This window comes from Virgibacillus ihumii, assembly GCF_902726655.1.
Taxonomy (GTDB): Bacteria; Bacillota; Bacilli; order Bacillales; family Amphibacillaceae; genus Lentibacillus; species Lentibacillus ihumii.
Map to the genome: position 1 here is coordinate 1,088,017 of NZ_CACVAN010000001.1, position 17,493 is coordinate 1,105,509.

23 protein-coding genes are annotated in these 17,493 nt (G+C 39.1%); 8 read left to right on the forward strand and 15 right to left on the reverse strand.

Annotated features, from left to right (window positions below; all coding sequences use genetic code 11):
* Window positions 1–2: 2 nt before the first annotated feature.
* From yqeK to HUX68_RS05485, 6 genes are read right to left on the reverse strand one after another with little or no spacing between them, the layout of a single operon-like run.
* Window positions 3–578: a bis(5'-nucleosyl)-tetraphosphatase (symmetrical) YqeK gene (gene yqeK, locus HUX68_RS05460; protein ID WP_174613872.1), complete on the reverse strand. Its 576-nt coding sequence runs from the start codon at window positions 576–578 to the stop codon at window positions 3–5.
* On the reverse strand, window positions 568–1,134 hold the full coding sequence (locus tag HUX68_RS05465; protein WP_174613873.1) for a nicotinate-nucleotide adenylyltransferase: 567 nt from the start codon (window positions 1,132–1,134) through the stop codon (window positions 568–570). Before HUX68_RS05465 ends, yqeK begins: the two co-directional genes overlap by 11 nt.
* Window positions 1,135–1,146: 12 nt before the next feature.
* Complete coding sequence (gene yhbY / locus HUX68_RS05470; protein WP_174613874.1) at window positions 1,147–1,437, reverse strand: ribosome assembly RNA-binding protein YhbY; 291 nt, start codon at window positions 1,435–1,437, stop codon at window positions 1,147–1,149.
* Between the two features lies 1 nt (window position 1,438).
* On the reverse strand, window positions 1,439–2,284 hold the full coding sequence (gene aroE, locus HUX68_RS05475) for a shikimate dehydrogenase (protein ID WP_174613875.1): 846 nt from the start codon (window positions 2,282–2,284) through the stop codon (window positions 1,439–1,441).
* Window positions 2,285–2,297: 13 nt separating this feature from the next.
* Window positions 2,298–3,398 (reverse strand): ribosome biogenesis GTPase YqeH, encoded by a 1,101-nt coding sequence (gene yqeH, locus HUX68_RS05480; RefSeq protein ID WP_174613876.1) that lies wholly within the window; start codon window positions 3,396–3,398, stop codon window positions 2,298–2,300.
* The gene (locus HUX68_RS05485; RefSeq protein WP_174613877.1) at window positions 3,399–3,917 is read right to left on the reverse strand and encodes a YqeG family HAD IIIA-type phosphatase; all 519 of its coding nucleotides are present in this window, start codon (window positions 3,915–3,917) and stop codon (window positions 3,399–3,401) included.
* Between the two features lie 639 nt (window positions 3,918–4,556).
* Between HUX68_RS05485 and HUX68_RS05490 the strand changes: the two genes are divergently transcribed.
* The 8 genes from HUX68_RS05490 (at window position 4,557) to sigK (ending at window position 11,083) form a co-directional block, all read left to right on the forward strand.
* Window positions 4,557–4,697 (forward strand): sporulation histidine kinase inhibitor Sda, encoded by a 141-nt coding sequence (locus HUX68_RS05490; protein ID WP_174613878.1) that lies wholly within the window; start codon window positions 4,557–4,559, stop codon window positions 4,695–4,697.
* A 260-nt stretch (window positions 4,698–4,957) separates the two neighbouring features.
* A complete protein-coding gene (mbhE, locus tag HUX68_RS05495; protein ID WP_174613879.1) occupies window positions 4,958–7,294 on the forward strand; it encodes a hydrogen gas-evolving membrane-bound hydrogenase subunit E in 2,337 nt (778 codons plus the stop codon).
* Window positions 7,295–7,633 (forward strand): Na(+)/H(+) antiporter subunit C, encoded by a 339-nt coding sequence (locus HUX68_RS05500; RefSeq protein ID WP_174613880.1) that lies wholly within the window; start codon window positions 7,295–7,297, stop codon window positions 7,631–7,633. It begins immediately after the preceding gene.
* Window positions 7,626–9,101, forward strand: a complete 1,476-nt coding sequence (locus HUX68_RS05505) for a Na+/H+ antiporter subunit D (protein ID WP_174613881.1) — start codon at window positions 7,626–7,628, stop codon at window positions 9,099–9,101. The genes HUX68_RS05500 and HUX68_RS05505 overlap by 8 nt, the downstream gene beginning before the upstream one ends.
* 6 nt (window positions 9,102–9,107) lie before the next feature.
* Complete coding sequence (locus tag HUX68_RS05510; RefSeq protein ID WP_174613882.1) at window positions 9,108–9,584, forward strand: Na+/H+ antiporter subunit E; 477 nt, start codon at window positions 9,108–9,110, stop codon at window positions 9,582–9,584.
* Entirely contained in the window at window positions 9,581–9,892 is a 312-nt protein-coding gene (locus tag HUX68_RS05515) for a Na(+)/H(+) antiporter subunit F1 (protein ID WP_174613883.1), read from the forward strand. The genes HUX68_RS05510 and HUX68_RS05515 overlap by 4 nt, the downstream gene beginning before the upstream one ends.
* Window positions 9,864–10,247, forward strand: a complete 384-nt coding sequence (gene mnhG, locus HUX68_RS05520) for a monovalent cation/H(+) antiporter subunit G (RefSeq protein ID WP_343033699.1) — start codon at window positions 9,864–9,866, stop codon at window positions 10,245–10,247. Before HUX68_RS05515 ends, mnhG begins: the two co-directional genes overlap by 29 nt.
* Before the next feature lie 131 nt (window positions 10,248–10,378).
* Window positions 10,379–11,083, forward strand: a complete 705-nt coding sequence (gene sigK, locus HUX68_RS05525) for an RNA polymerase sporulation sigma factor SigK (protein ID WP_174613885.1) — start codon at window positions 10,379–10,381, stop codon at window positions 11,081–11,083.
* Between the two features lie 73 nt (window positions 11,084–11,156).
* On the opposite strand, the gene mtnN is transcribed toward sigK, so the two are convergent.
* From mtnN to HUX68_RS05570, 9 genes are all read right to left on the reverse strand, one after another.
* Window positions 11,157–11,846, reverse strand: a complete 690-nt coding sequence (mtnN, locus tag HUX68_RS05530; RefSeq protein WP_174613886.1) for a 5'-methylthioadenosine/S-adenosylhomocysteine nucleosidase — start codon at window positions 11,844–11,846, stop codon at window positions 11,157–11,159.
* Window positions 11,847–11,878: 32 nt separating this feature from the next.
* Entirely contained in the window at window positions 11,879–12,535 is a 657-nt protein-coding gene (locus HUX68_RS05535; protein WP_174613887.1) for a YrrS family protein, read from the reverse strand.
* A gap of 160 nt (window positions 12,536–12,695) precedes the next feature.
* Complete coding sequence (greA, locus tag HUX68_RS05540; protein WP_174613888.1) at window positions 12,696–13,172, reverse strand: transcription elongation factor GreA; 477 nt, start codon at window positions 13,170–13,172, stop codon at window positions 12,696–12,698.
* Window positions 13,173–13,420: 248 nt separating this feature from the next.
* Window positions 13,421–14,062: a uridine kinase gene (gene udk, locus HUX68_RS05545; protein WP_174613889.1), complete on the reverse strand. Its 642-nt coding sequence runs from the start codon at window positions 14,060–14,062 to the stop codon at window positions 13,421–13,423.
* A complete protein-coding gene (locus HUX68_RS05550; RefSeq protein WP_174613890.1) occupies window positions 14,055–14,717 on the reverse strand; it encodes an O-methyltransferase in 663 nt (220 codons plus the stop codon). The genes udk and HUX68_RS05550 overlap by 8 nt, the downstream gene beginning before the upstream one ends.
* A 464-nt stretch (window positions 14,718–15,181) precedes the next feature.
* On the reverse strand, window positions 15,182–16,300 hold the full coding sequence (mltG, locus tag HUX68_RS05555) for an endolytic transglycosylase MltG (protein WP_174613891.1): 1,119 nt from the start codon (window positions 16,298–16,300) through the stop codon (window positions 15,182–15,184).
* Between the two features lie 121 nt (window positions 16,301–16,421).
* Entirely contained in the window at window positions 16,422–16,712 is a 291-nt protein-coding gene (locus HUX68_RS05560) for a DUF1292 domain-containing protein (protein ID WP_174613892.1), read from the reverse strand.
* A gap of 4 nt (window positions 16,713–16,716) precedes the next feature.
* A complete protein-coding gene (gene ruvX, locus HUX68_RS05565; RefSeq protein WP_174613893.1) occupies window positions 16,717–17,142 on the reverse strand; it encodes a Holliday junction resolvase RuvX in 426 nt (141 codons plus the stop codon).
* A complete protein-coding gene (locus HUX68_RS05570; protein ID WP_174613894.1) occupies window positions 17,143–17,412 on the reverse strand; it encodes an IreB family regulatory phosphoprotein in 270 nt (89 codons plus the stop codon). It lies immediately after the preceding gene.
* Window positions 17,413–17,493: the final 81 nt, after the last annotated feature.

The window sequence follows — 17,493 nt, forward strand, 5'->3', positions numbered from 1 at the left end:
AATTAAATACCCCCATTTATTTGTCTTGTTAATTCATTGTATGCATGAAATGTATCAGGATAAACTGTTGCCTTTTTGCTTACAAGGAACTGGATTGTATTCCGTAATGCCATCCAGGAAGCAAGATACAAATCATCCCTGGCCGCCTGCCGCACTTCATCAATCCCCGGGAATGACCGGCCTGGTTCAATATAATCAGCTACAAAAATGATTCTGTCCATTGTGCTCATCTTTTCCTTCCCGGTCGTGTGGCAATAAATGGAACTTTTTATTTCGTTGTCACTTATTCCATACTCACGGTCAATTAACACGGAGGCGACCGGACCATGCCATAATTCATGATGATAATCCAGCAGATTATTGGGCAGCTCACCACATTCCAGTATTAACTGCTTCATTTCCTCCAATGGCTTATATTTCGCATAATCATGAAAAATTGCTGCAAGTTCAACCTTATCCCGCGATTCCCCGAAAATATCCGTGAGTTCAACAGCTGTTTCCGCAACTCGAAGTGTGTGCTCGAATCTGCTTTCTGTCAGTTGTGGTTTTACAAATTCAACAGCTTCCTCAATTTTCATATAAGTGTTTCTCCTTTATATAAGATTCAACAGTATCAGGTACCAGATATTTAACTGACCCCTGATCGGATAACCGTTGCCGAATCATCGTTGACGATATTTCAATCATTGGGATATCCACCACTTCTACCGGTAAATCTGTTTCCAATTGGTATCCCTTGCGCTGTACCCCGACGAACTTGACCAGCTCCATTAAAGGCTTAATATTTTTCCAATGTGGCAGAAATTCCACCATATCAGCACCGATAATAAAGTAAAAGTCTGTATGCGGAAATTCCGATGTCAATGCCTTCATTGTATCAAATGTATATGATTTTCCTATACGGTCAACCTCTATCGTGTTAATTTTAAATGCGGGATTTCCCTGTATCGCCCGTTTCGCCATTTCCAACCGATCTGTGCTGTCAGATTTAGCCGTGTCTTTATGTGGCGGTTCGAATGATGGAACAAGCCAAATTTCATCCAGTTCCAGCGCCAGACGAACTTCTTCTGCTATAACCAAATGTCCCATATGCGGCGGATCAAACGTACCACCTAAAATGCCAATACGCTTCATAGGGAGTCTCCTTTAAGGAAGCTGAATATGTTTATTCTCTTCCGATTCCTTATATAGTATAATATTATTTCCAATTACCTGAACAACTTCCGCCTGTGCTCCATTGGATAACTGTTCCGCTACTGTACGTTTATCTTCGAGACAGTTCTGCAGGATGCTGACTTTAATAAGCTCCCGTTTCTCCAGTGCCTCTTCAATTTGGTTAATCATGTTGTCATTTACCCCGGTTTTTCCAACCTGAAAGATAGGCTTCATTTGATTGGCTTCCGCTCTTAAAAATCGCTTTTGCTTACCTGTTAACATATTATCTTCCTTCCAGAATAGTTTGCAGCTGCTGATCCATTTCTCCAACAGCCACTAGCTTATTTGTCCATAGCTGAAATGCAGCCTGAGCCTGATAGAGCAGCATGGAATGTCCATAATGGATATGTGCTCCCGCTTGTTTTGCCTGTTTAAGGAATGTCGTTTCAATTGGCTGATAAATGATATCACTGACCACACTGCTTGGTTTTACTCCCTCTGCAGAGACAATGACACGTTCTTCATTCGGCTTCATACCAATTGAAGAAGTTTGAATAATTAAGTCATAATGACGAATACAGTCCTCTGCCTCGGATAAATTCAAAACGGCAGAACTTCCACTCGTATTATTGAGATCTGCAATAGATTTTGCATTATCCCTCGTTCGGTTTGCAATGTCCACATGGGAAAAACCATTTGTTATCAGGCTGTAATAGATGCCTCGTGCCGCTCCACCAGCTCCGATAATTAATATCGGTATATCCGGATCAGCACAAAGTTCGGGATATTTGTTTTTTAATGCTGTAAAATAACCCAGTCCATCCGTATTATAGCCAATCCATTTTCCATTCTGCACCACCACCGTATTCACGGCTCCAATTGATTCAGCATGGTGATCCATACCGTCCAAAAAGGGAATTATCCTTTTTTTAAATGGCAATGTTACATTAAAGCCGGACAACCCTTTCTGCTTTAAATTGTCCAACTCAGCTTCAAACGAATCATCCGAACTGATTTCCATAATGGAATACGTCCCTTCCAAATTAGCTTTTGTCAAAAACCCTTGATGAATCCATGGGGAAAGCGAATGTTGAATAGGATATCCGATCAGGCCTAATTGAAATGTCAAGACTACTCCCCCCTTAGAAAAATGATTTTCGCAGTGATATGTGAACACCTTTTGGACTGTACGCAGCAACAGTTGCCTCTCCATCCGGTAAGCTGATCCATCCCAATCCCGGAAACACAATATCTGTTTTTTCTTCTTTTATTCTGTAGGTGCTTTTTTTCAATTCCGGAAGTTTTTTCATTGACTCCCCTTCCGGAGGTGACAGCAGCACTCCTTTATGTTCAGCATATAGCTTATCTGCATTTTCCAATTTTGTGCGGTGAATGGACAAGCTGTTTGCAAAATAACAAACAAACGACTGGCGTTCCCCTTTTATGAAATCAATCCGCCCGAGACCACCAAAGAACAATGTTTGTCCGGAATTTAATTGAAATACCCGCGGTTTAATTTCCTTTTTAGGAGTTATAACTTTTAAATCATTGTCGGAAATATAGTGTGCGATCTGCTCACGATTAACGATACCGGGTGTGTCAATCAAGGATGACTGTTCATCAAGGGGTATGCTGATAAATCCCAGTGTCGTGCCTGGAAAATACGAAGTCGTGATGACATGGTCTTCGCCGGTTGTTTGTCGTATCAGCCGGTTAATAAAGGTTGATTTTCCGACATTTGTTGTCCCAACAATGTAAACATTCTTTCCTCCTCTGTAAAATTCAATGGATTCAGTTAAATCATTGAATCCATAACCCTTAACTGAAGAAATAAGAAATACATCTTCCACAGTCAAACCCAGGTCGTTCGCCTTAGATCTGAGCCATTGCGTCAGCTTTCGTTTATTCGTGGATTTAGGCAATAAATCCATTTTATTTCCGGCTAAAATTACCGGTTTATCCCCGATAATTCTCGGCAGATTTTTCAGCATACTTCCTTCCACATCGAAAATATCGATAAGATGTACGACAATTCCTTCTTTTTCTCTGATTTCACTAACCATCTGTAAAAAATCATCATCAGTTGCCGAAACATCCTGAATGTCATTATAATGTTTCAGGCGAAAACATCGTTTGCATAATACGACGTCTTTATCAAGTGACGATTTGGGCGTATAGCCAATTTGATCCGGCTGTGTGGTCTGAATTGGAGCCCCGCAACCTTGGCATATTAATTCTTCCATTTACTTTTCCTCCCAGGTGATTTTCCCTTTCTTACGCATATAACTTAAAATTCTTCGCTCGATTTTGCGATTAATACGAGTTATTTTACCATCCGTCTTTACGATTGGGACAACTAAAATAGTATAAAATCCCGCAAAATTTCCGCCCAGTACATCCGTCAGGAGTTGATCGCCAATCACAGCAACTTCCTCTTTCTTTAAATTCATTTCTTTGGCAGCACTCTTAAATGCATGGCTTAACGGTTTTCTGGCACTGAAGACAAACGGTGTGTCCAGCGGTTCGGAAAAAATTTTGACGCGCTCCTGTTTATTATTTGAGATAATAGTAACTTTTATATCGTATTCTTTCATCAGTTTAAACCATTGGATCACTTCCGGTGTTGCATTGCGAACATCCCAGGCAACTAAGGTATTATCCAAATCCGTTATAATCCCTTTTATGCCTTTTTTCCGCAACACAACCGGATGCACATCGAAAATGGATTTCACATGCTCATTCGGCAAAAACTTCTTCAGCACTAATCACACCTCTTTAAGACTTACAAAAAATTCATTATGTATGTACACAATTTATATAGGACAACTCAATCGTATAATAATTTCCTATAATTATAAAGTGAAACTTCATTCGGGAGTGGGTTTCTCCCGAATGTTAGTTGAACTTATCGGGCTTGTACGGGCAGTTCCTCCCCTTAATTCCTTCAGGTTGGCTTTTTATTTAGCCGGGGTTACTGCCCGTCATACTGCGGTAAAGTGAAACTCATTCGGAGTGGTTTTCTCCTGAATGTTAGTTGAACTTATCCGACATTTACTGGCAGTTGTTCCACATTCTCGCTTCATTTTTCTTATATCTTCAGGATGGGTTTTCATCTTTACATTTAAAGAATTAACGGATAATGACGTAATTCGTCTTTATGCTATATTATTAGTCAAATATGTCAAAAACCGTTCGACAATTTCCTGCAAATTTCGAATTGTGGATAACTTTATTCACATTATCCACACTGAAAAATCAACATTTTTCGTACCATTTTATTTTTTATACACATGTTATCTACAACCGTCTGTAGATAACTGAAGCCTTGTCCCGTCTATCATTTCATGGTAGATTAAATAATAACAAATAACCTATCTGTAAATGATTGGGGGGCTGTATTTTTGGAACATTTGTCAGACGAACTGCTGCTTGAATCGTATCATAAAGCAAATGAATTAAATTTAAGCCCTGATTTTGTATATCTTATTAAACAAGAAATTAATAAACGATCCCTAGCGCACAAAATAAAAAATACAGGTTGATGAAATATGCCCTTATCATTTTAATGATAGGGTTTTTTTATTTTATCCGGTTTAAGTTTATGGTAAGCTGATTTTGGTGAATTTTATTTTTTTGTAGCTGTTTTATCATAATCAGTAACCAAATGTAAGCTATACTAAACACTTATACTTACTAGAAAACTTGGCATTCGCCAATCCCTTCGTTGTACTTATGCGGATAGGAAAGATTTATACTATCCTATCTGCTAAAATTAAACATCCCTTTTAGGAGGAAACACCAGATGATATACATAGTACTTATCCCGCTATTACTTGCTTGTTTTATTCCTGCACTAAGTAAATTGAAACATAAAATTCACACGGGTATTTTTGTGTTTTTCATTCCCTTTTTCATTTTTTTGTATTTCATTCGTTTTATAGGAGATGGTTTTTCTCCAATTAGACAGTCCTATCAATGGATTCCATCGTTACATATAAATTTTGACTTTTATCTGGATGGACTAAGTCTTCTGTTTGCATTACTGATTAGTGGTATCGGGGCACTTGTTGTTTTATATTCTATCTACTATCTGGATAAAACTGAACGTTTGGGACAGTTCTATGTTTACTTATTAATGTTCATGTCCGCAATGCTGGGAATTGTGCTGTCAGATAACGTATTTGTTTTATATTCATTTTGGGAATTAACTTCAATTTCATCTTTCCTGTTAATCGGCTATTGGCATTTTAATGAACGATCAAGATACGGGGCATTAAAATCACTGTTGATTACCATTTTTGGCGGTTTGAGCATGTTTGGTGGATTTATTCTGTTATATGTGATAACTGGTACTGCGAGCATCCAGTCTATGATAGAGCAGTCAGACGTTATATTAAACAGTCCGTATCTGCCATTGATTCTTGGTTTCCTGCTTCTGGGAGCATTTACAAAATCGGCACAATTTCCATTCCATATCTGGCTGCCCGATGCAATGGAAGCACCGACACCGGTCAGTGCCTACCTCCACTCAGCCACTATGGTTAAAGCTGGGTTGTTTTTAGTAGCACGCTTTTCACCAATTTTTTCAAACTATGAATGGTTCCTGATTATCGTAAGTATAATGGGGATCGTAACATTATGCTGGGGCTCCTATATGGCCGTCAGACAGACAGATTTAAAAGCAATTTTAGCATTTTCCACCATCAGTCAGCTTGGTATGATTATGGCAATGCTCGGATTCGGTACACAAGTTGCTGTTTATGCAGCTGTATTTCATATTTTAAACCATGCCACCTTTAAAGGCAGTCTGTTCATGGTTGCCGGTATAATTGACCATGAAACAGGCACAAGAGATATCCGGAAACTTGGCGGTTTACTGACATTAATGCCGATGACAGCAACGTTAGCGCTGTTTGGCACATTCTCAATGGCGGGAATTCCGCTTCCATTTCTGAATGGTTTCTACAGTAAGGAATTGTTTTTCGGGTCTTCCCTTGATTTATCTGAAGGAGTCGGCAGCACAGCACAAATGCTGGCACAGTCAATTCCATATCTGGCAGTGCTGGGAAGTATTTTCACGTTTGTTTATTCGTTGTATTTCTTTTTCGGAGTATTCACCGGCAACAAACAACTGGACAAACTGCCAAAGAAACCACATGAGGCTCCATTTGGAATGCTGACAGCACCACTTGTTCTGGTGCTTGGTGTCATTCTGATCGGGATTTTCCCAAATGCTGTCAATGGCACGTTTCTGGCACACGCAGCGGAAGCTGTATATGGAAATGAAGTAATTACAGACGTTTATTTTTGGCATGGCTTTGACTCCAGAGCATTTCAAATGTCATTAATTGTTGTCGGAGTCGGTGCAATTCTTGTTCTAACAAGAAAAAAATGGAGCGGTGTTTATAACTTCTTGCCAGGGAAATTGAGTGCTAACAAACTTTATGACGTCCTGTTGGATAAAACGGATATTTATTCCAATAAGGTTACCGGTTTTTACATGACCGGGTCACTGCGACTGTATATGGCAATTATATTGGGAACAACTTTCATCGTTACATATGCATTTATGATCATTACCGGCGGGTTTACCATTCGTTTTGATGACCTTGCTCCGGTCACCGCAATTGAAATTGCCGTCGCAATCGTGATGACTGTTGCTGCAATTGCAACAATATTTGCAAGGCGTAACTTGTCAGCTATTTTATTACTTGGTGTTGTCGGCTATGGCATATCCATTCTGTTTGTCATATACAGGGCACCTGACCTTGCATTAACACAACTGATTATTGAAACCGTTACTGTAGTGCTGTTCCTGCTTTGCTTCTACCATTTGCCAGCCATGCGTGAGCGGGGTGAAACAGCAGGGACCAAAACAGTCAATACGATTATCTCGGTTGGATTTGGTTCCATGTTGACGTTAATCGGTATTTCTGCACACAGCACTGACTGGTTTGGAACCATTTCAGAATACTTCATTAAAACATCACACTCCCTTGGCGGAGGGGACAACATTGTTAACGTCATTCTGGTCGATATGCGAGGCCTTGATACGTTATTCGAAATAACAGTACTTGGCATTGCGGCACTGGCTATTTTCAGCCTCATCAACTTGAAGAATAATAAGGGGGCGAAATAAATGGAAATTATTACATCAATTCTCGCCGGACTTTTATTTGCTACAGGAATTTACAATCTGCTGCAAAAACAGCTGCTGCGAATTGTTATTGGTACTGGACTGATATCACACGGAGCACATTTGTTCATACTGACTATGGGAAAATTAAAACGCGGACAACCGCCGATTTTAACAGAGGGAGTAGAAAATTATGTGGATCCACTTCCGCAGGCATTGATTCTGACATCGATTGTCATCAGTTTTGGAGTTACCAGTCTGGTCATAGTGCTTGCATACCGGACCGCAAATGAAAATAAAACAGACAATATGGAAGAGTTAAGGGGTAGCGAACATGAGTAATTTAGCAGTCTTGCCAATCATCATTCCATTGCTTTCAGGAATTATACTTGCATTTTTCCCAAAAAAGCTAACGCTTGTACGATCACTGGCCAAAGTGTTTATAACAATAAACCTGCTGGTATCCGGTTATATCTTATTTACGGTTTATACCACCGGATCAATCATTTTGGAAACCGGGGCTTGGCCGGCACCCTATGGAATTATTTTAGTCGCTGATTCATTGTCCATCCTTTTGGTATTTACGACAAACATCATTGCGGCTGCATGTGCATTTTATGCGCCACATTCCCTATCAGACAAAAAGGAACAGTATTATTTTTACGCTTTCTTTTTCTTTCTGATAACCGGTGTCTCAGGTGCCTTTCTGACAGGAGATATTTTTAACCTGTTTGTGTTTTTTGAAGTGCTGTTGATGGCATCTTATGCGTTGATCGTCCTGGGAGGAGACAAAGTTCAACTAAGGGAATCAATAAAATATGTATTAATTAATCTATTTTCTTCCATCCTGTTTGTAACCGCTGTTGCCTTTTTATATGCAGCTGTCGGTACTGTCAACATGGCTCAAATTGCATTGCGTGTACAGGAGGTGGATCAGCAAGGTATTCTCACAACAATAGGTATTCTGTTGTTTTTTGTCTTTGCTACAAAAGCAGCGTTATTTCCATTGTATTATTGGATGCCAAGCCCATATGTTAAACCGAACCCGGTTATTTCAGCATTATTTGGGGCATTGTTAACCAAAGTCGGAATCTATTCTATCATTCGTGTCTTTTCATTAATTTTTATTTATAAAATTGACCTTACACACGAAGTTTTTATTTGGATTGCAGGCTTATCGATGATCTTTGGTGTAATCGGGGCCTTATCCACCAACAATATCAAATTGATTATTGCCTATAATATCATCCCGGCGATTGGATTTATTATCATGGGAATCGGCGTTTTCAATGAAACGGCTGTCAGTGGATCTGTTTACTATCTGATTCATGATATGATTATTAAAGCGGCATTATTTCTTATTGCGGGAACTGTAGCATATGTAGCAGGTACATCTGATTTGAGAAAGTTCAGCGGGTTAATCCACTACTATCCTGTTTTAGGATGGCTTCTGTTCGTGTCAGCATTTGTTCTTGCAGGGATACCGCCTTTCAGCGGATTTATCGGGAAACTGCTTCTGCTTACCGGAGCACTGTCTGATGATGAAATTGCCATTGTGATTATTGGGTTGATCAGCAGTCTGTTGATTTTGTACTCCATCATGAAAATATTTATCAAAGGGTTCTGGGGTGTGAAAGATGAATCCTTTGAACCAAAATCAATAAAAGGTTTAACTGGACCGATCGCTTTTCTGGTGGCAATATCCGTTTTCTTAGGTGTAGGCGCGGAGTTCATCTATCCGTCTATCGAAAATATCTCAACGTATTTACTTGACCCGGAAATATATATCGATTCCGTCCTTAAGGAGTGATGTCAGATGGCCTTTCAAATACTGATAAACTTAATTATCGCAACAATGTGGATGTTTCTGAGTGAAACGTATACCGCAGCAAGTTTTGTTACAGGGTATATTCTCGGTTTAGGCTTATTATTTTTATTAAACCGTTTTATACCCGATTCATTTTACCTTAAACGGGTTTATAAAATTTTCATGTTGATTATGTTATTTATTAAAGAATTGATTAAATCAAATATTGATATTGTCAAGCTTGTCTATAATCCAAAACCGGAGTTTGAGCCCGGCATATTTGCCCTTCCGACTGAATTAAAAAGCAATTGGGAAATTACACTGTTGGCCAATCTGATTACACTCACACCAGGTACGTTGTCTGTGGCTGTATCAGAGGACAATACCCATATTTACATTCATGCACTGGACATAGACGATATCAATGATGAGATCAACTCCATTAAAGATACATTTGAAAAAGCGATTATGGAGGTGACACGATGAACGACATTCTTCAGGTCACACAAAATATAATACCAATTGCTACGCAAGTGAGCCTGATTTTAATTGCTGTTTCGCTTATTTTGCTTCTGATCCGGATTGTTAAAGGGCCAACCAATGCAGATCGTGCAGTAGCTCTTGATGCAATCGGAATAAACATGGTAGGACTGGGAGCATTGTTATCTATCACACTGGGAACAACCAAGTTTAATGATGTTGTTCTATTAATTGGTATTTTATTGTTCATCGGCACACTTGTCATTGCCAAATATCTTGAAAAGGGTGTTATTATTGATCGAGACACTGATTAGCATCATTTTGAATTTAATCATCATCTTTTTCCTCTTATTCGGAGTATTTTTCATGCTATCCAGCTCAATCGGAATAATACGCTTTCCTGATGTGTTTACAAGGTTGCATGCGGCTTCTAAATCAGCAACACTTGGTGTGGTTGGCATTCTGGTTGGAGCTACACTCTATTTGTACATAAATGATGGTATTGTCAGCGGTAAATTATTACTGGCTATTGTATTTGTCTTTTTAACGTCACCGGTTTCCGGTCATATGATTGCACGTGCTGCGCATCGGAAAGGCATAAAACCGGTACTGAAGCACAGGCGGGATGAATACGAAGATGCAATCCAAAAACATACAAAGCAGCACTGACTTTTCCGGCTATTTTCAGCATAGCCGGTTTTTTTATGTATTTAATAAGGACAGACACAAAATGCCTTACACCTTCATAAAGATGTTATATGGGCTGAAGCCCAACTGGCTCGTTAAGGAGGTGGCTATGTTTGTCGGGAATTTTGAGTGTCCTTGCTTTATTAATTAAAGAAGCATTATTTTTTGTGTCGTATGTAAAAAATCACGCTTTTCCTCAACCGCTCCCCCCTGAAGATGAAAAAAAGTATATCGAAGCGATGCAAAATGGAAGTCATGAAGCACGCAACAAATTGATCGAGCACAATTTAAGACTTGTCGCCCATATTGTCAAGAAGTTTGAAAATACCGGTGAGGACATGGAAGACTTAATTTCCATCGGCACCATTGGACTGATTAAAGGAATCGAAAGTTACTCAACGGACAAAGGAACAAAACTGGCGACCTACGCTGCACGTTGTATTGAAAATGAAATATTGATGCATTTACGCGCTTTAAAAAAAGTAAGGAAGGATGTTTCATTGCATGATCCGATTGGCCAGGATAAGGAAGGAAATGAGATCAGTCTCATTGATATTCTGGAAGCGGAAAACCAAAATATAATCGAATACATCCAATTAAATATGGAAATTGACAAAATGAATGAATACTTATCAATTTTGGATACCCGTGAGAAAGAGGTTATTCTTTACCGATACGGACTCAATAACCACAACGAAATGACACAGCGGGAAATCGCTCAGATGCTTGACATTTCCAGAAGTTATGTATCGCGTATTGAAAAAAGAGCGCTAATGAAAGTATTTCATGAATATTTCCGTAAAGAAAGAAGAGGTTAAAACACGTGAAGCGCGATATATAATCATCATCGCGCTTCCGTTAATCGTTATCTCATTATGATTTTATAATATATTATATAGCTGGTATGACCTTCATAATCAGTTTGGCAGCATTTTCTGCCGCAGTTTCCAAAAATGCATCAAAGGAAACGGATGAATCTTTTCCGGCGATATCACTCAACGCACGAATGATTACAAAAGGACTTCCGTATTGATAACAAACCTGTGCAATAGCAGCAGCCTCCATTTCACCGGCAATCATCGCAGGGAATCGTTCTTTTACAAATGCGACCCTGGAAGAATCGGACATAAAGGAATCACCAGTTGCAATAATTCCCTCTGTATATCGCACTCCCAATTCTTTAATTGCATCCGAAGTTTTCATTACCAATGATTTGTCCGGTACATACACTGCAGGCATACCTGGTACCTGTCCATAAGCATAGTCGAATGCTGTACAATCCACATCATGATGAACAACTTTTGAGGATATGACAATATCACCAACCTGAAGCGAATCTGCAAATCCGCCTGCTGATCCGGTATTTATAACATGTGAGGGCGCATATCTTTCGTGCATTATAGTTGCAGCCATTGCCGCATTCACTTTTCCGATACCCGATTTAAGCAAAACGATATCCCTTTCAAAAAGTTTACCTTCAATAAACAGACAGTTGGCTACAGTTATTTCGCTTCTGTCTGTCATCTGCTGCTTTAACATCTCTATTTCCTCATCCATCGCACCAATAATTCCAATTGGCATCGCAAATGCCCCCTTCATCCCACAATTGATTGTTATTCAAATCTGTACTTCTGATCATTTTCTTTAAGTTCTTCCACCTTTGTTGGTTTCCAGCCCTCATTTTTAACCCATGTCAAATATACACGGTAGGTATTCGTTTCATTTGCATCAGAAGTGGTCACTACTACCTTTTGATCACCATTTCTGGAAATCCACCACATTATCAGGTTTTCACTGTTTAAATCGGTTGCTGTTGATATTGCTTTTCTCATTTCAATCCGATCCTGTGATCCTTCATTATAGTTAATCGTATGCGGGCCAGTCTGTTCCGTTCCCACCGGCTGCCAATTACCCGTATATGCTTTGACCACATTATCGTCTGAAGGTTTCACTTTTTGTCTTTCTTCGTTGTTGCTATCATTTTTTTGCTGCGCATCCTCTAATTGTTCATCACTATCACCGGAACTCCCGGAGCTGCTTTCCTGCTTCTCGTCAGAATTTGCTTTACCGTTATGATTACTTTGTTCACCCTCGGACTGATTTGTTCCGCTCCCTTCTGCCATCTCTTCATTATCGCCACCAACTACCAGCAGTGCTATAAAGACGACCAGAAGCACACTTCCAAGTATCGTGAAAATAGTCAGTGATTTTGTATTTTTTCTCCGCTTATCAAATTTGCCAACCCGTGAATTTTTCTGGTTTTCAGACATGGCCGCTTCCCTCCCCATAGTGCACATGACTATAATATCATATTTTACACACAAAAATATATGCCGGGGAAATCGTAAATCACCTGAGAAAACTGCAGTTAACACCCTTTCTTAGACGAAAAAAAACGGAATGAATTATCCATTCCGTTTCATCCAATCATTAGTCAACTTTAACAATTTCAACCTGAATATCGCCACCTGGTGTTACTACGGAAACCTCTGTTCCGATTTCGTGACCTAATAAACTTTTAGCCATTGGTGAATCATTCGATATCTTTCCCTCAAATGGATCTGCTTCTGCACTTCCAACTATCGTATATGTTTCTTCTTCACCGTCTGGAAGTTCTTTGAAGGTTACTGACTTGCCAAGTGACACAATGTTTGGATTCTCATTATCATTTTCAATAATGACTGCATTGCGAATCATTGTTTCTACCTGTGAAATACGTGTTTCAACAAATGCTTGTTCGTCCTTTGCTGCATCGTACTCGGAATTCTCGGAAAGGTCACCAAAACTGCGGGCAACTTTAATTCTTTCCACTACTTCCTGTCTGCGTTCTGTTTTCAGATAGTGCAATTCATTCTCGAGTTTCTCTTTCCCCTCATCGGTCATATAATAACTTTTCTCTGTAGCCATATTCTTATTACACTCCTTTGTGATCCTCCAATATTAACTGTAAATCATACATAAGCTCACTAAAAAACAGCATATACCTATTTCTATCATGTATCCAAAAAACTGGCCGACGAAAATGAAAAGGGCTTATGTTGTACAGTAAGAAAGCATAAATACCTTCGTACTATACGTTTATTCATTCATAAAAGCTTGTATTATATTTACTAAACACTACTATGGCAGATTTTATTTATGTTTTCAATACCTTTTCATTCTTTATTTTGTCGGTTTTTAGTTAGGATATTTTCAATTTTCGTTGCCATTATATCAATTGCGACATGGTTTTGACCGCCTTCCGGAATAATGATATCCGCATAACGCTTCGTTGGCTCGACAAACTGCAAATGGCTTGGACGTACATTATTCACATATTGATCGATTACCGAATCAAGTGTTCTTCCACGTTCTTTAATATCCCTTAGTAACCGTCTAATAATACGAACGTCAGAGTCAGTATCCACAAACACCTTGATATCCATCAAATCAACCAGACGTGGATCCTCCAGTATCAAAATTCCTTCCAAAATAATGACTTCTTTTGGTTCTACCGGAATAACCTCATTGGAACGTGTATGAACTTTATAATCGTAAACAGGTTTCTTAATTGATTTTTGATTCATTAAATCATGCAAGTGACTGATCAGCAAATCGTTATCAAATGCCAACGGATGGTCGTAGTTTGTGTTCAGTCTCTCTTCAAAAGGAAGATGACTCTGATCTTTATAATAATAATCCTGTTCAATAACAAGGATTGTCTTATCAGCAAAACGCTGACAGATAGAACGGGTGACAGTTGTTTTTCCGCTCCCGCTTCCGCCTGCAACTCCTATAACAACAGGTTTTTCAGACATAATCTTTCAGTTCCTTTCCATTACTTTTATAACTGATTGCTACACCGTCACCAATTGGAACAATAGATGTAATAAAATTCGGATGTTGGATCAGCCAGTCGTTGTAGTCCCGAAGCTTCCGGGCTATTTTTTGAAATCTTGGATGCTCTTTTTCTTCATCTGCTACGTATCCTTTAAACAATACATTATCTGAAAGTATGAATCCATTATCAGAAAGAAGTGGTGCAGCCAATTCAAAAAAACGTTTATATTGACCCTTTGCTGCATCAATAAATACCATATCAAAGGATTCTTCTGCTGCTAATGTTGGAATAACCTCAGATGCATCGCCATGGATAACCTCAATGTTGTGCTCCATTTCCATTTTATGAATATTGTTAAACGCTTGGTTGTAACGAACTTTATCATGTTCAATGGTTATGATAGAAGCATACGGATTTGCCTCAACCATCCGCATTGCTGAATACCCGATGGCGGTACCCACTTCCAAAATTCGTTGCGGTTTGGTTAAACGGATAAGCTGCATCACGAAATTCATTCCGACCGGATCCATAATGGGAACACGGTCTGCTTTAGCCTCTGCTGCAAGATCACGAACCCACTCATCTGCAGGCAGTAGCATTTTCTGTAAATATTGATCCAGTTTTTCCTCCATTTTGTCAGCCCCTGAACTTAATTATTAGCTATTTTCGTATATTATGTTTTTTTAACTTCGTTGTTGAACTAAACTGCGATATAGTATTATCTCGTAAAGTTTCCTGACCGCGACGGTGGATAACAGAACAAGAATCAGCGGAGGAAATACGCGGAGACTCCTGTGGGAGCAGAGGCCTAGATGAGACTCCGCAGCGCGGTAGCGCAAGGAGGCTCATCAGCCGCCCACGGAAAGCGACGTGTATTTCCGCAGCGATGGTAACACATCATACTATATCGCAGTTTATGGATTTTGTGATTGACAAAAACGACACTCTCTACCAAGACAGCCTAATTATTAATGTGTAAAAAAACGGGAAATGTGAATAGAATTCACACTTCCTTCAATTGTTTGACTCGTTGGGAATTTCTCAAATCATGCAGATAACTGTCTTGAACTATCCTACCATTTCTTCTACAACATCCCTAATTAATATATTTCTTTTTATTTTGCCTGTGCTTTTTAAGTGTCTCTGCGTAATGGATATTCCCTTTGTCATCATGCAAAAAGTAAAGAAAATCTGACTTTTCAGGATTCACTGTTGCTTTCAATGAACTTTCGGCAAAATTGGAGATCGGTCCAACCGGTAATGTATCAACATGATAAGTATTATATGGCGATTCAATTTTAAGATCCTTATATAATACTTTTTCTTTATGTCCGCCTAACGCGTATAAAACGGTTGGATCCGTTTGAAGCGGCATGCCTTTATCAAGTCGATTATAAAATACACCAGCGATTTTTTTACGTTGTTTAACAGAGCTTGCCTCTTTTTGAACCAGCGAAGCCATCGTCATTGCTTCATGCACAGTCAAATCCTGTTCTGAAATCTCATTCAGGTATGGCGTTACAACAGTTACTGTTTTCTCCAGCATACGTTCTACGACTGATTCAACACTTGGACTTTTTGTATAAAAATTGTAAGTTGCAGCATAAAGATAGCCTTCCAGTGGGGTTCTGATATCCGGGTTCAGTATATCTTTTGTCAAAACTGCAGGATATCTGTCAATTAATGATTCAATATAATCACGATCATTTACTTTATTTAAAAAATCTTTTTTGCTAAATGACAATTTTTTTGAATAAATTTTTGCCATTTCTTTAATTGTTTGACCCTCCGGGATTGTTATCCGCAACAGTGGCTCTTGCATAACCTTGCCTTTCTTAAGCGATGTTATGATCTCATCAATTTCCATTGAAGGTGAAAACGTATAATTACCAGCCTGAAAGTTAGATTCATTATTAAATTTAATATAAAATCGAAAAACCCGACCATCTTTAATAATTCCGTTTTCCTCCAATATCGATGCAATATCAGAAGTTGAGGAACCCATCGGTATTTCCACTTTTACTTTTTCTTCACTGTCAGGGTTAACTGGCTGCAAAGCTGATTTAATGTACATATAACCTGATATACCACCAACAACCAGAATAAGGATTACTGCCACAATAATGAGCATTACAATTTTACGGACAAGCCGGGATTCTTCACTGCGCAATTTTAGGTTGTCTCTGTATTTCCGTGGCTTTTTATCCTTGCTCATTGGGTATCCCCCTTTCACCCGGTTAATTATACTAAAAAAAGCATAAAATATCTAGAAATATAACAATAGCCGACATCTTTACCCGACGTCGGCTAAGCAATCAGTTATTTGGTTTCAGGGATTACTGATCCTGGTCTTCTTCATCGGCCAATGTGTTTAACATTTCCTCCACCATTTCCCATTCTTCGTCCGACTCTATGGCAAATAGTGAAAGATCATTGTCATCGTTTTCTTTTTCTTCATAACGGAAAGCATACACTTCAACTTCATCATCATCCTTCTGCTCAACGGGCACCACAGCAATATAGGATTGTTCCGTCTGGTCAACATCAAATGAAAACAATACTTCAAAAAGATGCTCTTCCCCATTTTCATCGGGAATGATAATTCGTTCCTTTTCATCCAGTGGCATTACGTCACCTCGTTTCCTGGGGCTGATCAAGATACCCTTGCAGTATCATAACAGCAGCCATTTTATCTATTACTTTTTTCCGTTTCTTCCTGCTCACATCAGCTTCCAGCAGAACACGTTCCGCAGCCATCGTTGTAAGCCTTTCATCCCATAGAACTGCGGGGATATCATGAACTTTTTCGAAATGTTTGGCGTAGACTTCGGATGCTTTTCCACGATCTCCAATGCTGCCGTTCATATGTTTGGGCAACCCTACAACCGCTTTTTCAACATCGTGCTTTGCTATAATCTGCTTCAGTTCATCATCTGCGGAATGAATATCGTGTTCATCCCATTTAATTGTTGTTAAACCCTGGGCAGTCCAGCCAAATGCATCACTGACAGCAACACCAATTGTCTTGGAGCCGACATCCAAACCCATAATCTTCATTCAGCTTTTCCTGCGCTGTTCTTCAAGGTAAAACTTGACCAATTCCTCAATAACCTCATCACGTTCAATTTTACGGATTAAATTTCTGGCATCATTATATCTCGGTATATAGGCAGGATCACCGGATAATAAATAGCCAACAATCTGATTTATCGGATTATAACCTTTTTCCTTAAGGGCACCATGGACGGTCAGCAGTATTTCCTTGATATCCTGATCAAAAGGTTCTTCTGAAAAGTTAAACTTCATCGTTTTGTCAGTAGAGCTCATAGTGACACCTCGTTCCATAATTTGCCTTCATCCATCATTTTAACATGTTTATCTTTAATATTATATGATTTTTTATCAGAT